Origin of the sequence: Lysinibacillus antri (genome assembly GCF_003977595.1) — a bacterium.
GTDB lineage: Bacteria > Bacillota > Bacilli > Bacillales_A > Planococcaceae > Ureibacillus > Ureibacillus antri.
In genome coordinates, this window is the sequence record NZ_RYYR01000034.1 from 11,973 (window position 1) to 27,501 (window position 15,529).

Here is a 15,529-nt window from a genome sequence, read left to right on the forward strand (position 1 = left end):
CAACAAAAGGAGAAAGTCAAAATGAAGAAATTATTATCATTTTTATTACTATCGGTAGTCGTACTAGCATTAGCAGCTTGTGGCAGTTCTGAAGAAGAACCAGCTACAAACGCATCAACTGATGATGGAAAAACGGAAGAAACAGAAACTACAACTCTAACTGTAGGTGCTTCTAACGGCTTACATGATTTAATTTTAGAACAAGCAAAACCACTTTTAGCTGAACAAGGTGTAGATTTAGTGATCGAGCCTTACCAAGATTATGTAATGCCAAACCAAGATTTAGACTCTGGTGAATTAGATGCTAACTATTTCCAACATATTCCTTATTTAGAAAACGAAATTGCTGAAAAAGGTTATGATTTCGTAAATGCTGGTGGGATCCATATCGAGCCAATCGGTATTTACTCTCAAAAATATAAATCTTTAGATGAACTTCCTGATGGTGCAACAATTATTATTTCAAACTCTGTGACTGACCAAGGTCGTATTTTATCAATGTTAGAAGTTGAAGGATTAATCAAACTTAAAGACGGCATTGACAAAACTGCTGCAACTTTAGATGATATCGTTGAAAACCCTAAAAACTTAGTAATCGATGCAAGCTCAGCTCCAGAAATGTTAGTAACGTATTATGAAGAGGGCGAAGGAGATGCAGTTGTTATTAACTCAAACTTCGCAATCGACGCTAGTATCAATCCACTTGAAGATTCAATCGCTATTGAAGGTTCAGAATCTCCATACGTAAACGTTATTGCTGTTCGTTCTGAAGATAAAGATAACGAAGCAATCAAAAAATTAGTAGACGTATTACGCACGAAAGAAATCCAAGACTTCATTATTGAAGAATGGGGCGGCGCAGTAGTACCTGTAAGTGAATAATTTGTAAAAGAAAAGACCTTTGGGGAACAAATCTCCAAAGGTCTGTTTTTATTTATGAATATTAGATAAAATTGAGAACTAATAAAAATTACACAAACTGATTCAACCGCGAGAAGAAAGTGCTAATAAATTCTAAAAATACTTTTTCAGATGGACCTAGCTCCCGGTTTGTCGGATGAATGACCCCGACCGTTCTTGTAATATTCGGATTATCAATTGCTTTTTTTACTGTAAGACGTGGAGTTGAATCGTAAAGAGAGCTTTCTGGTAATAATGTGACGCCAATTCCCGCTGCTACTAACCCCTTTAATGCATCCATATCTTCTCCCTCAGAAGTGACATTTGGAACAAACCCTGCTGATTTACAAGCGTCTACTGCCACTTTATGTAAAATGTAGCCTTCTGGGAAAAGTACGAAATTTTCTTTTCGTAAATCCGTTAAGTTCAATCGGTCTCGTTGTGCTAATGGATGATTTGCAGGTAGTAACGCATGCACTTTTTCACTAAATAGAATCATAGAATCAATTGCTTCATCTTTTGAAGGAACAGGCCCTAAAAAAGCTAAGTTTAAATCGCGGTTTTTTACAGCATCAATTAAATACTTATAGGACCCTTGGCGTAAATGAAAGGAAACATCTGGGTATTGTTTTTTAAATGCTGAAATAACGGTTGGTAATACATAGCTTGCTAAACTTGTAGGGAATCCGACTTTAATTGTTCCTTTTGCAGGATCTAAATACTCCTCTACTTGTTTTGCTGCAAAATCAATTGCCTTCAACGCGGTAATACAATGCTCGAGAAAGACTTTCCCTATAGGCGTTAGCTTTACGTTTCGCCCAACGCGTTCAAAAAGTGGTGTTCCTAGCTCATCTTCAAGGTTTGCAATCTGTCTACTGACTGCTGACTGTGCGACATGTAGATGTTCTGCTGCTTCTGAAATATGCTCTCGTTCTGCTACTTCTACAAAGTACCTCAATTGGCGTAATTCCAATATTTCCACCCCTCTTATCTAAAATCTAGATTAATTCCATCCAATCTATATATTGTTAATATTATTTCATAAACCTTAAAATGTAAATAAGATATTAAAGGAAGTTTTGGGGGGAAATTAAATGACTTTTCATCAACTACCAGCAGCACAAGGTTTGTATTCACCAACATTTGAACACGATGCTTGTGGAATTGGTTTTTATGCAAATATAAAAGGACGCGCTTCACATGATATTGTTGTAAAGGGTCTAGAATTGTTATGTCGCTTAGATCACCGCGCTGGACGTGGAGCTGATGGCAAAACTGGAGATGGCGCAGGGTTAATGGTGCAAATTCCTGATGCATTTTATAAATTAAACTGTCCAGAATTGCCATTACCTCAAAAAGGGGATTATGGTGTAGGGCAATTATTTTTTACAGAAGATCTAGGTGCTAGAGAAGCGATTGAACAAAAAATTAATGAACTGATCGAACAAGAAGGTCAAAAACTAATCGGTTGGAGAACAGCTCCTACGTTTAAAGAAAACTTAAGTGATATTGCCAAATCAACAGCTCCAGTAGTACGCCAAGTGTTTATTCAAAAAGGTGAGAATATTCATGACACATTAGCATTTGAACGGAAATTATATTTAATTCGTAAACAAGCAGAAATTTGGGCGAACAAGCAAGATTTAAAATTCTACTGTCCAAGTATGTCGAGTCAAAAAATGGTCTTTAAAGGATTGCTTACACCAGAAGAAGTAAATGAATTCTATATCGACTTACAGGATCCGAGTTTCATCTCCGCATTTGCAATTGTACACTCACGTTACTCTACAAATACTTTCCCAAGCTGGGAACGCGCGCATCCAAATCGTTATATTGTTCACAATGGTGAAATTAACACACTACGCGGAAATATCAATTGGATGACGGCTCGTGAACAACGATTCGTATCGCAAGCATTTGGTGATGATTTAGAGAAATTGATGCCAATAATCGATAATACGGGATCTGATTCATCTATGCTTGATAATGCTTTCGAATTTTTCGTATTAGCAGGACGTACACCAGCACATACGGCGATGATGTTAATTCCAGAGCCGTGGACAGAAAATCCTCATATTTCAGAAGAGAAAAAAGCCTTTTATACCTACCATGCGAATTTAATGGAGCCATGGGATGGCCCAACAGCAGTTTGTTTCACAGACGGTAAACAAATTGGTTCGATATTAGACCGTAATGGATTACGACCAGCTCGCTATTATGTAACGAAAGACGATATGATTGTCTTTTCGTCAGAAGTGGGTGTTGTAGATATGGAAGAAGAAAATGTTCTCTATAAAGAACGTTTAAGTCCAGGTCGTATGCTCTTAATTGACTTAGAAGAAGGAAAAATTATTTCAGATGAAGAGCTAAAAAGTACGATGGCCAAAGAAGAACCATATGCACAGTGGCTTAAAGACAATATGCTCACTTTAGAAAAGAAAGAAGAGCAACCAAAAGCATTGGATCAACTTACACGTCGACAAAAAATGTATGGATTTACGTTTGAAGATATCCAGAAGTATATCGTTCCAATTGCGAGTAGTGGAAAAGATCCGATTGGTTCGATGGGGAACGACACGCCATTAGCAGTATTGTCTGATCAACCGCAATCCCTTTTTAATTACTTTAAGCAATTATTTGCACAAGTAACAAACCCACCAATTGATTCGATCCGTGAACACATTGTTACGTCAACAATGACACTATTAGGAGCGGAAGGAAATCTACTTCATCCGAATGCAGAGAATGCTAGACGTATCTATTTAGAAACGCCAGTTCTTACAAACAATGAGTTAAATCGAATTGTAGAAATACATCAACAACACTTCCAACATGCAATTTTAACATTAGAATTCAAAAAACCATTGGAGCTGGAGCTAGAGCGTCTATTTAAAGAAGCAGATGCAGCAATCGAAAAAGGCGTTTCTTTACTAGTATTGTCAGATGAACTTCAAGATCTTACAACACCGACAATTCCAATTCTACTTGCGGTAAGTAGCTTACATCAATATTTAGTGCGTACAGGAAAACGTACACAAGTAAGTTTACTAGTGAACAGTGGTGAAACACGAGAAGTACATCATTTTGCTGCATTAATTGGATTTGGTGCAGATGCGATTACTCCTTATTTAGCGTACGCGTCCATTGAAGAGGCGATTCAGGCTGGACATATTACCCTTAGCTACCAAGATGCTGTTGAAAAATATCGTAAAGGGATTGCTGAAGGTGTCGTAAAGGTGATGTCTAAAATGGGCATTTCAACGGTTCAATCTTACCGTGGTGCGCAAGTTTTTGAAGCGGTGGGCATTAGTAAGGAAGTAATTAATCAATATTTCACAGGTACTGCTTCACAAATTGATGGCATTGATTTAGAAACAATTGGTGAGGAAACGAAGCGTCGTCATGCACAAGCAGTGGCATCAAATTCTGAAATTTTAGAATCTGGCAGTGAATATCAATGGCGTGCAAATGGCGAACATCATGCCTTTAACCCGAAAACAATTCATACGTTACAAACGGCTACAAGAAAAAATGATTTCGGAATTTACCGTATGTATGCAGAAATGGCAAACGAAGAACGCATCGGCTTTTTACGTAATCTATTTGAATTCAAAACTACTAAATCAATTCCAGTAGAGGAAGTAGAATCTGTAGAATCCATTGTGAAACGATTTAAAACAGGGGCAATGTCCTTTGGTTCAATTTCAAAAGAAGCCCATGAAACATTAGCAATTGCCATGAATCGTTTAGGTGCACGTTCTAACTCTGGTGAAGGGGGCGAACATGCAGGGCGTTACAAAATTGATGCGAATGGGGATAACCGAAACAGTGCCATTAAACAAATTGCATCAGGACGCTTTGGTGTAAAGTCACACTATTTAGTGAATGCACAAGAGTTACAGATTAAGATGGCTCAAGGCGCTAAACCTGGTGAGGGTGGTCAATTACCTGGTAATAAAGTCTATCCATGGGTAGCAGAAGTGCGTGGTTCAACGCCAGGTGTTGGACTTATTTCACCACCGCCACATCATGATATCTATTCAATAGAAGATTTAGCAGAATTGATTTATGACTTAAAAAATGCAAATCGTCATGCTCGTATCTCTGTCAAACTCGTTGCTAAAGCAGGTGTAGGAACAATTGCTGCAGGTGTAGCGAAAGGTGGAGCAGATGTTATTGTCATCTCTGGCTATGATGGAGGAACAGGCGCATCGCCAAAAACTTCAATAAAACATACTGGACTACCCTGGGAACTTGGTTTAGCAGAAGCACATCAAACGTTAATGTTAAATGGCCTTCGTGAACGAGTAACATTAGAAACAGACGGGAAGTTAATGACAGGTAAAGATGTGGTGATGGCAGCATTACTTGGGGCAGAAGAGTTTGGTTTTGCCACTGCGCCATTAATCGTTCTTGGTTGTGTCATGATGCGTGCTTGTCATTTAGATACATGTCCAGTAGGGGTAGCAACACAAAATCCGGAGCTTCGTGCAAAATTCATGGGGAATGCAGATCATATCGTGAACTTCATGCGATTTATAGCTCAAGAAATGCGTGAATACATGGCGAAATTAGGCTTCCGTACTGTTGAAGAAATGGTCGGTCGTACAGATATTCTTGAAATAAGTGAGCGTGCAAAAGCTCATTGGAAGGCTAGCCAAGTTGATTTATCTGCACTACTTTATCAAGTACAAGGGGCACGAACAAAACAGACGAATCAAGATTTGCGCATTGAGGAAACATTTGATAGTCGCTTCATTTTGCCAAAAGTACAAAGAAGTATTGAAGAGAATGAACCGATTGAACTTGAGTTTGACATTAAAAATACAGATCGTGTTGTCGGTACAATTGTCGGAAGTGAGATTTCGAAAAAGTACGGTGAAAAGGGTCTGAAAAATAATACAATTCGAATTAAATTTACTGGGCATGCAGGACAAAGCTTCGGTGCCTTTGTTCCTCGAGGTATGTCACTTTCATGTGTGGGTGATGTAAATGACTACTTTGGTAAAGGCTTATCTGGTGGTAAATTAGTAGCCATTGCGCCAATTAAAGGGGAACAAGAGAAAAACGTCATCGCAGGTAATGTATGTTTATATGGAGCAACAAGTGGTACAGCATTTATTAATGGTCGTGCAGGCGAACGTTTTGCCGTACGTAACAGTGGGGCAAATGTTGTAGTTGAAGGCATTGGCGATCATGGTTGTGAATATATGACTGGCGGGCGTGTTGTCATTTTAGGTGATGTTGGTAAAAACTTCGCTGCTGGTATGAGTGGTGGGATTGCTTATGTCTTACCAACAGATGAAGAGGCATTTAAAGAAAAATGCAATATGGAAATGATTCAATTTGAACGTTTAGAAGACAAAAATGAATTGGAAGAAGTTCGTCAAATGATCATTCAACATTTAGAGCATACAGAAAGTTCGATTGCTTTAGACGTTTTAGCAAAATGGCAACAATTTGTACCGAAGTTTGTAAAGGTAGTACCAACAGATTATAAAGCGATGCTAGAAAAGATTAATCATCATAAATATCAAGGATTAGAAGAGCAAGATGCAGCGATGCAAGCCTTTGTGGATGCAACGGGCGGAAAAGAGCTAGCGATTTCTAAAAGATAGGAGGGAATACAATGGGAAAACCAACAGGATTTATGGAATATAAAAGAGAAAAAACGAAAGAAATGCCTCCGGAGAAGCGTATTACTAACTGGAATGAATATGCAACGAGGCTATCGGATGAATCTTTAAAAACACAAGGTGCACGTTGTATGGATTGTGGTACACCATTTTGTCATATGGGGATAGAGATTCGTGGTGCAGCAGCTGGATGTCCAATTCAAAATGTCATCCCAGAATGGAACGATTTAGTTTATAAAGGACAATGGAAAGAGGCGCTCGATCGATTGCATTTAACAAATAACTTTCCGGAATTTACAGGTCGTGTTTGTCCAGCACCTTGTGAAGGTTCTTGTACTTTAGGAATTAACGAGCCATCTGTTGCCATTAAATCCATCGAACGGTCTATTATTGATAAAGGATTTGAAAACAATTGGATCGTTCCAAAAATTCCACAACATCGTACAGGGAAAAAAGTTGCGATTGTTGGATCAGGTCCGGCGGGGTTAGCAGCGGCTGATCAGTTAAATCAATTAGGCCATAGTGTCACGGTATATGAACGTGCGAATCGACTAGGTGGATTATTAATGTATGGTATCCCGAATATGAAACTTGAGAAAAATGTTATTGACCGTCGTGTAAATTTACTGCGTCAAGAAGGTATTGATTTTATCGTCAATACGGAAATTGGGAAAGATATTACGAAAGAACAATTACAAGCGCAATATGATGCCGTTATTTTATGTATTGGTGCACAAAAACAACGCGTACTTCATTTAGAAGGTAGTGAAGCAAAAGGGATTCACTTAGCGATGGATTACTTAACTGGTGTCACACAAAGCTTGTTAAATTCGAATTTTGAAGATGGAACAGCGCTAGATGTCGCAGGGAAAGATGTCATTGTCATTGGTGGAGGCGATACTGGTGCAGACTGTGTTGCAACGGCTATTCGTCAAAATGCACGCTCGGTTTATCAATTTGGGAAACACCCTGAATTACCAAAAGTGCGTGAAGACGATCGACCATGGCCACAAGATCCAAATGTCTATAAATTAGATTATGCATATGAGGAAGCGGCAGCACTAACTGGAAGAGACCCACGTGAATATTGCATCCAAACGAAAAAGATCGTTGCAGATGAGCGTGGGTTCGTTAAAGAATTGCATACGATTCAAATGGAGAAAATTTTAGGTGACGATGGTTTCCACTACTTTAAAGAGTTGCCAAATACGGAGAAAGTATGGCCGGCTCAGGTAGTATTTGTAGCGATTGGATTTGAAGGAGTCGAAAAATCATTGCCAGAAAACTTTGGTATTACGATTTCCAATAATCGAATCCAGGCATCGATTAAAGATTTTGAAACGAATGTACCTGGTGTGTTTGCAGCGGGTGATGCGCGTCGTGGCCAAAGCTTAGTTGTTTGGGCAATCAAAGAAGGGCGAGCAGTAGCGGCGAGTGTGCATGACTATTTATCTGTAATTTTAAAGCCATAAATACAGCGATTTTCAAGTTGAGTTAGTCAGCTTGAAAATCGTTTTTATTTGATTTTTAAGGGAATTTATTTTACAAATATAATTTTACCCTTTATGTATAGGATGTTTATTGAAAGCCGCAAACTAAATAAAAGGCTAGAATACGTAAAGTGTGAGGTTTCCAACGTTTTGATAGTGAAATGAATTCTCAATTAGAATTAGATTATTGAAAATGAATTATGTTCTATTTTTGTCTCATTATTTTTCTGCACTATAGATTAATTAAAGAAAACACCTTTATTTTAACGGATTCTACTGAAAAATATTGTTTGTCGAATAAATGTTTTGCATGCTTGGATGTTTTCGGTTAAGATTAGAATGATAATAAATTAGGAATGGAAAACCCATTCAATGCGTAATTACGGAGGTAATATAATGTCAACTTTGGTTATTAAAGATCTTCACGTATCAATTGATGATAAGGAGATTTTAAAAGGTTTAAATCTTACTATTAATACAAATGAAGTCCATGCAATCATGGGTCCTAACGGTACTGGTAAATCAACGTTAGCATCTGCAATCATGGGTCATCCAAAATATGAAGTTACTCAAGGTACAATTGAAATCGATGGAGAAAACGTACTTGAAATGGAAGTAGATGAGCGTGCAAAAGCAGGTCTTTTCCTAGCAATGCAATATCCATCAGAAATTTCTGGTGTAACAAATGCAGACTTCATCCGTTCAGCAATTAACGCTCGTCGTGAAGAAGGTAATGAAATCTCATTAATGAAATTCATCCGTGAATTAGATAAAACAATGGACTTCCTTGAAATGGACCAAGATATGGCACAACGTTATTTAAACGAAGGATTTTCAGGTGGGGAAAAGAAACGTAACGAAATTCTTCAATTAATGATGATCAAACCTACATTTGCTATCCTTGATGAAATTGACTCTGGTTTAGATATCGATGCATTAAAAGTAGTGGCAAAAGGCATTAATGAAATGCGCGGCGAAGGTTTCGGCTGTATCGCAATCACTCACTACCAACGTTTATTAAACTACATCACGCCAGACCATGTACACGTAATGATGCAAGGTAAAGTAGTGAAATCTGGTGGCCCGGAATTAGCACAACGTTTAGAGGCTGAAGGTTATGACTGGATTAAACAAGAACTTGGTATCGAAGACGAATCAGTAGAACAAGCATAATTTAGGAGGACGAAAAAGATGACGGTTGAAACAAAATTGGCGTTATCAGCTCAAGAAGTAAGCTCGTTCTCACAAAGCAACAATGAACCAACTTGGTTTGCTGACTTACGTGCTACTGCAATTGAAAAAGCGGCTGAATTACCAATGCCAAAGCCAGATAAAACAAATATTACAAAATGGAACTTTATTGAGTTTCCAGTTCACACTGTTGAAAGTACACCATTTAATTCATTACAGGAACTTCCAACAGAGATCAAAGAAATTATTGATATTGAAGGTCAAGAAAACCTATATATTCAACGTAATAATACACCAGCATTCCTTAAAATTTCAGAAGAGTTAGCATCACAAGGTGTGATCTTTACGGATATTTTAACGGCTGTTCGCGAGCATGGAGATTTAGTTCAAAAATACTTTATGACAGAAGCGGTTAAGGTTGATGAACATAAATTAACAGCTTACCATGCAGCATTAGTAAATGGTGGAGTATTCGTATACGTACCTAAAAATGTAGTTGTTGAAAAACCATTACAAGTGGTATTTGTTAATGATAATGAAGAAGCATCATTATTTAACCATGTCCTTGTTGTAGCTGACAGCAATTCTGCAGTTACGTATGTTGAAACGTATGTATCAACAATTGAAGAGTCAAAGGGACAAGCAAATTTAATCGAAGAAGTCATTGCTTTTGACAATGCACAAGTAACATTTGGTGCTGTAGATGTTCTTGCAAAAGGTTTTACAACGTATGTAAACCGTCGTGGTCATCTTAAACGTGATGCAAAAGTTGATTGGGCTCTTGGTTTAATGAACGATTCAGATACAATTTCTGAAAGTATTACACATTTAGTTGGTGACGGTTCACTTGCTAATACAAAATCAGTTGTTGTTGGTCGTGGGCAACAAAAACAAAACTTCACTACAGAAATCCGTCATTGGGGTAAAAACTCTGAAGGCTTCATCTTAAAACATGGTGTAATGAAAGATGCGGCTCAAACAATTTTCAATGGTATTGGGAAAATTGAGCATGGTGCAACAAAATCTAACGCAGAACAAGAATCCCGTGTATTAATGCTATCTGAAAATGCACGTGGAGATGCGAACCCAATGCTTTTAATTGATGAAGATGATGTAATGGCTGGACACGCAGCTTCAGTAGGTCGAGTAGATCCAATTCAACTTTATTATTTAATGAGCCGCGGTATTTCAAAAGCAGAAGCGGAACGTTTAGTTATTCATGGTTTCCTTGCACCAGTTGTTAATAGCCTTCCAATTGAAAGTGTAAAAGAGCAATTAACAAAGGTTATCGAAGGGAAAGTTCGCTAATGAATGAAATTCGAAAACAGTTTCCAATACTAGATCAAGAAGTAAACGGGCATCCGCTCGTTTACCTTGATAGTGCGGCAACATCTCAAAAACCAAAACAAGTATTAGATGTTATTCGAAAATATTACGATCTTGATAATTCAAACGTACACCGTGGAGTACATACTCTCGGTAATCGTGCAACTGATTCATACGAAGGTGCACGAGAAAAAATCCGTAAATTTATTAATGCAACTTCAACAGAAGAAATTATTTATACACGTGGTACGACAACTTCAATCAATACAGTTGCTTCAGGATACGGTCGACAAAATGTTCAAGAAGGCGATGAAATTGTAATTTCCTACATGGAACATCACTCAAACTTAATCCCTTGGCAACAACTTGCAAAAGAAAAAGGTGCTGTCTTAAAATATTTTGACTTAGAAGAAGACGGCACAATTACATTGGACACAGTGCGTGCAACGATTACAGATAAAACGAAAATTGTTGCAATCACGATGACTTCGAACGTACTAGGAACAATTAATCCAATTAAAGAAATTGCACAAATTGCCCATGAACATGGCGCAATCATTGTCGTGGATGCTGCTCAAGCGGCTCCTCATATGCGAATTGATGTGCAAGATTTAGATGTAGATTTCTTAGGTTTTTCTGGTCATAAGATGTGCGGTCCAACTGGTATTGGTGTACTATATGGTAAAAAAGCGCATTTACTAAACATGGAGCCAATTGAATTCGGTGGCGAAATGATTGACTTTGTAGACCTATACGATTCTACTTGGAAAGAGCTACCATGGAAATTCGAAGGTGGTACACCGAATATTGCAGGTGCTATAGGTTTAGGTGCTGCGGTTGATTATTTAACTGAAATTGGGTTAGATAAAATCGCGGAACACGAACATCAACTTGTCGAGTATGCGATGAATGAAATGGAAAAAATCGAAGGACTGACAATTTATGGTCCACGAGATCCGATGAAACGTTGTGGATTAGTGACATTTAATTTAGATGATGTACACCCACATGATTTAGCGACAGTACTCGATATGAATGGTATTGCAATTCGTGCAGGTCATCATTGTGCTCAACCGCTTATGAAATGGCTAAAAGTTTCTGCAACAGCGCGTGCAAGCTTCTATATGTACAATTCAAAAGAAGATATTGACGCGCTTGTAAAAGGATTGCGCCAAGCGAAGGAGTATTTTAACGATGTCTACTAATAACCTTGATCAACTTTATCGCTCAGTCATTATGGATCATTATAAAAAACCTCGTAACAAAGGTTCTTTAGATGAAAATAGTGTAACAATCGATATGAATAACCCAACTTGTGGTGACCGTATCCATTTAACATTAAAACTGAATGATGGTATTGTGGAAGATGCGAAATTTGACGGTGAAGGTTGTTCCATTTCAATGTCTTCTGCGTCTATGATGACTGAAGTGATTAAAGGAAGAAAATTAGAAGAAGCACTTGAACTAGCGGATATTTTTTCGAAAATGATGCTAGGAGAAGAGTATACAGATAAATATGACTTAGGAGATGTTGAAGCACTACAAGGTGTTTCAAAATTCCCAGCCCGTATTAAATGTGCAACGTTAGCGTGGAAAGCAATGGAAAAGGGCGTACAAAACGAGTCAAAATAAGCTTTGAACGGAGGAAATAAAAATGGCAAAACAAATGCCAGATATCGGCGATTACAAATACGGCTTCCATGATAAGGACGTATCAGTTTTCCGTTCAAAACGTGGATTAACTGAAGAAATCGTTCGTGAAATTTCAAATATGAAAAATGAACCTGAGTGGATGTTAGACTATCGTTTAAAATCATTAGAAATCTTCTACTCAAAACCAATGCCACAATGGGGTGGCGACCTTTCTGCTTTAAACTTCGATGAAATTACGTACTACGTAAAACCATCAGAAGCGACGCAAAAATCTTGGGATGAAGTACCAGATGAAATCAAAGCAACATTTGATAAATTAGGTATTCCAGAAGCAGAACAAAAGTATTTAGCAGGGGTTTCTGCACAATACGAATCAGAAGTGGTATACCACAACATGAAGAAAGACCTTGAAGATTTAGGAATTGTCTTTAAAGATACAGATTCAGCACTTCGCGAAAACGAAGACATTTTCAAAAAATACTGGGGTACAGTAATCCCTTCATCAGATAACAAATTTGCTGCATTAAACTCAGCTGTTTGGTCTGGTGGATCATTCATCTATGTACCACCTGGTGTAAAAGTAGAAACACCATTACAAGCATACTTCCGAATTAACTCAGAAAACATGGGTCAATTTGAACGTACGTTAATTATTGTTGATGAAGGCGCACACGTTCACTATGTTGAAGGATGTACAGCACCTGTATATACAACAAACTCACTTCACTCTGCAGTAGTTGAAATTATCGTTAAGAAAGATGCGTATTGCCGTTATACAACAATTCAAAACTGGGCAAATAACGTTTATAACCTAGTTACAAAACGTACAGTTGTTGAAGAAAACGGAACAATGGAATGGATTGACGGTAACATTGGTTCGAAATTAACGATGAAATACCCAGCATGTATTCTTAAAGGTGAAGGTGCACGTGGGTTAACACTTTCAATTGCTATTGCAGGTAAAGGTCAACACCAAGATGCTGGTGCAAAAATGATTCACTTAGCACCAAACACATCTTCTACAATCGTTTCAAAATCCATCTCAAAACAAGGTGGGAAAGTAACGTACCGTGGGATCGTTCGTTTTGGTAAAAAAGCAACGGGCGCACGTTCAAACATTGAATGTGATACGTTAATTTTAGATAACCAATCAACATCGGATACAATTCCATACAATGAAATTTTAAATGACAATGTATCTTTAGAGCACGAAGCAAAAGTTTCGAAAGTATCAGAAGAGCAATTATTCTACTTAATGAGCCGTGGTATTTCTGAGCAAGAAGCAACAGAAATGATCGTAATGGGCTTCATTGAACCATTCACAAAAGAATTACCAATGGAATATGCCGTAGAAATGAACCGTCTGATTAAGTTCGAGATGGAAGGCAGTATTGGATAATAAATAAACCAAAGTACGACTAAATCGAATTATGATTTAGTCGTATTTTTTCGCAAACGGCAAGCGCTTGAATCTAATCTTTCGTATTTGTGGTTTGTCCACTAAAATCCCGAGGCGTCAATAACTCTCCCCAATAAAACTCCTATTCCCCCTCAAGCTTTAGAACTTGATCATTAAGTGGCTGCTCTTGAAGATCAAGCACCCCCTGTTTAATTTGAAGATTTTCTGCGCGAACTTCCCGATTGAAGAGAACAAAGGAAATGATGAAAACAGCAACCATGATTTTAAGTATCTTCTTCAAATTTTTGTCCTCCTTTACCAAGGTTAAGGAAACTTTACCTAAAGGTGTAAAATTTAACCATCCCCACAAACCATTTTCAATTAAACTAACATTAGTAAAGTATTCTCATTTTAGTTTACTAGGAATTTTGGAGTAGGAATAGAAAAAAGTTGCTTTTTGTAAAAAATGGGGTTTTATAGATTTTCCATAATGCCTCCAAAAATAATTAACAATTTGATAAGAGTAGTAAGAGTAGTTCTAATTAGTAGATTTTTAAAAATATGGTGGGCTGGTATGGTGTAGGCAGAATTTATAACACTTGTCATAGTTTTCAATGATTTTCATAGGATTAAAACCTGTTCCACATATAAATGGGTGTTATCAGATGAAACATGGACGAAAAGTTGAAGTTAAAGTCGAAGTAATTAATCCAAAAACAATTAAAATCACGCCTGTTAAGTCATATAACAATGGGGAACCTATTATTTATTCAATAATCTTGCGATGAAAAATCAAATTTGGATGAAATTTATGGTTGGTTGTGAATAAGGTATAAAAATGAAAGGGGTATTCTTACAAGTGCTCAAAGTAGTTATTATAGGCGATGAAAAATTAGCGTCAAGTTTCTTGAAAATGCAGTTAGAGAATACAGGCTTAACTCAAGTGATTGCCGAGTTTTGTAAACCGACAATAGTAATAAATGAAATTTTAATATTAAAGCCAGATGTAGTTTTCCTAGATATTGAGAAGTCAGGAACAAATGGAATCGAACTCGGGTTTAAGCTCTTAAATAAATGCCCAAATTTAGAAATCGTAAATGTTTCCGATTATCGTCAGTACGCGGATGATGAATTTAAACTAAAAGCAATTCACTATCTTTTAAAATCATCGACTCAAGAAGATATAGATGAAGTGATACAAAGAGTATTGCGAAAAATAGAGCATAAATCTAGAATTGTCGATGAAGATGGTGTGAGAATTGAACTGCTTGGACTTTTTAAAATTTTCTTTAGCAATAAAGAAGTTCAAATTAAATGGGCTACAGATAAAATGGAAGAGTTTTTGCACTAATAGTCAAACATCATAGGAACGGCATTGAAAAATGGTACCTGCCAGTTTTTTTGAGTTGGAATACGTTTTATAAAAGATGGAATATTTGTTTCTTATAATTGTGGTTCATATAGTACAACTCACCTTTACTAATTGTTTCTCGTACTCAAGTTAAGTAAATAGATGATGTTGTGCTACTTCTTTTTCGTAAATTGTATGAAAACCACAATAAATATAATAGAATCAAAAAAATCCATTGTATTTGCACTCGATTTTTTGGTTTTTCTGAACTTTAGATTTAAAGGTGTTCATCGGGGTTATGAAGCCCTCTTTAAGCAGTTTTTTCAATAGAAAAGATGTTCATCGAGGTTATGAAGCCTCTTTTAAGGAGTTTTTTCAATAGAAAAGGTGTTCATCGAGTGTATGAAGCCTCTTTTAAGGAGTTTTTTCAATAGAAAAGGTGTTCATCGGGTGTATGAAGCCCGCTTTAAGGAATTTTTTCAATAGAAAAGGTGTTCATCGAGGTTATGAAGCCTCTTTTAAGGAGTTTTTTCAATAGAAAAGGTGTTCATCGAGTGTATGAAGCCTCTTTTAAGGAGTTTTT

Annotated in this window: 11 protein-coding genes; 9 read left to right on the forward strand and 2 right to left on the reverse strand. The window is 37.2% G+C overall.

The features are described 5' to 3' along the window. Positions 1-21 precede the first annotated feature (21 nt). The gene (locus tag EK386_RS17465; protein WP_126660463.1) at positions 22-882 is read left to right on the forward strand and encodes a MetQ/NlpA family ABC transporter substrate-binding protein; all 861 of its coding nucleotides are present in this window, start codon (positions 22-24) and stop codon (positions 880-882) included. 88 nt (positions 883-970) lie between these two features. Here the strand turns inward: EK386_RS17465 and gltC are convergent, their stop codons facing one another. Then, complete coding sequence (gene gltC, locus EK386_RS17470; RefSeq protein ID WP_126660464.1) at positions 971-1,873, reverse strand: glutamate biosynthesis transcriptional regulator GltC; 903 nt, start codon at positions 1,871-1,873, stop codon at positions 971-973. Positions 1,874-1,994: 121 nt separating this feature from the next. On the opposite strand from gltC, the gene gltB reads away from it, so the two are divergent. The 7 genes from gltB (at position 1,995) to sufB (ending at position 13,595) form a co-directional block, all read left to right on the forward strand. Further along, on the forward strand, positions 1,995-6,518 hold the full coding sequence (gene gltB, locus EK386_RS17475; protein ID WP_126660465.1) for a glutamate synthase large subunit: 4,524 nt from the start codon (positions 1,995-1,997) through the stop codon (positions 6,516-6,518). Positions 6,519-6,529: 11 nt separating this feature from the next. Beyond that, positions 6,530-8,008 (forward strand): glutamate synthase subunit beta, encoded by a 1,479-nt coding sequence (locus EK386_RS17480; RefSeq protein ID WP_126660466.1) that lies wholly within the window; start codon positions 6,530-6,532, stop codon positions 8,006-8,008. A gap of 414 nt (positions 8,009-8,422) precedes the next feature. Then, positions 8,423-9,199 carry a Fe-S cluster assembly ATPase SufC gene (gene sufC, locus EK386_RS17485; RefSeq protein WP_126660467.1) on the forward strand — a complete coding sequence of 259 codons (777 nt, stop codon included), beginning with the start codon at positions 8,423-8,425 and terminating at the stop codon, positions 9,197-9,199. Between the two features lie 18 nt (positions 9,200-9,217). Beyond that, a complete protein-coding gene (gene sufD, locus EK386_RS17490) occupies positions 9,218-10,525 on the forward strand; it encodes a Fe-S cluster assembly protein SufD (protein ID WP_126660468.1) in 1,308 nt (435 codons plus the stop codon). Beyond that, entirely contained in the window at positions 10,525-11,748 is a 1,224-nt protein-coding gene (locus EK386_RS17495) for a cysteine desulfurase (RefSeq protein ID WP_126660469.1), read from the forward strand. The genes sufD and EK386_RS17495 overlap by 1 nt, the downstream gene beginning before the upstream one ends. Further along, complete coding sequence (sufU, locus tag EK386_RS17500) at positions 11,738-12,175, forward strand: Fe-S cluster assembly sulfur transfer protein SufU (RefSeq protein WP_126660470.1); 438 nt, start codon at positions 11,738-11,740, stop codon at positions 12,173-12,175. The genes EK386_RS17495 and sufU overlap by 11 nt, the downstream gene beginning before the upstream one ends. Before the next feature lie 22 nt (positions 12,176-12,197). Next, positions 12,198-13,595 (forward strand): Fe-S cluster assembly protein SufB, encoded by a 1,398-nt coding sequence (gene sufB, locus EK386_RS17505; protein ID WP_126660471.1) that lies wholly within the window; start codon positions 12,198-12,200, stop codon positions 13,593-13,595. A 142-nt stretch (positions 13,596-13,737) separates the two neighbouring features. Here sufB and EK386_RS20265 read toward each other — a convergent pair whose 3' ends face one another. Then, complete coding sequence (locus tag EK386_RS20265) at positions 13,738-13,896, reverse strand: hypothetical protein (protein WP_158674466.1); 159 nt, start codon at positions 13,894-13,896, stop codon at positions 13,738-13,740. A 537-nt stretch (positions 13,897-14,433) separates the two neighbouring features. On the opposite strand from EK386_RS20265, the gene EK386_RS17510 reads away from it, so the two are divergent. Next, positions 14,434-14,946 (forward strand): LytR/AlgR family response regulator transcription factor, encoded by a 513-nt coding sequence (locus EK386_RS17510; protein WP_126660472.1) that lies wholly within the window; start codon positions 14,434-14,436, stop codon positions 14,944-14,946. Positions 14,947-15,529 lie beyond the last annotated feature (583 nt).

Bases quoted from the DNA above. Each gene is read 5' to 3' on its own strand.
- EK386_RS17465 (WP_126660463.1), top strand. From the start codon at position 22: ATGAAGAAATTATTATCATTTTTATTACTATCGGTAGTCGTACTAGCA.
- gltB (WP_126660465.1), top strand. From the start codon at position 1,995: ATGACTTTTCATCAACTACCAGCAGCACAAGGTTTGTATTCACCAACA.
- EK386_RS17480 (WP_126660466.1), top strand. From the start codon at position 6,530: ATGGGAAAACCAACAGGATTTATGGAATATAAAAGAGAAAAAACGAAA.
- sufC (WP_126660467.1), top strand. From the start codon at position 8,423: ATGTCAACTTTGGTTATTAAAGATCTTCACGTATCAATTGATGATAAG.
- sufD (WP_126660468.1), top strand. From the start codon at position 9,218: ATGACGGTTGAAACAAAATTGGCGTTATCAGCTCAAGAAGTAAGCTCG.
- EK386_RS17495 (WP_126660469.1), top strand. From the start codon at position 10,525: ATGAATGAAATTCGAAAACAGTTTCCAATACTAGATCAAGAAGTAAAC.
- sufU (WP_126660470.1), top strand. From the start codon at position 11,738: ATGTCTACTAATAACCTTGATCAACTTTATCGCTCAGTCATTATGGAT.
- sufB (WP_126660471.1), top strand. From the start codon at position 12,198: ATGGCAAAACAAATGCCAGATATCGGCGATTACAAATACGGCTTCCAT.
- EK386_RS17510 (WP_126660472.1), top strand. From the start codon at position 14,434: ATGAAAGGGGTATTCTTACAAGTGCTCAAAGTAGTTATTATAGGCGAT.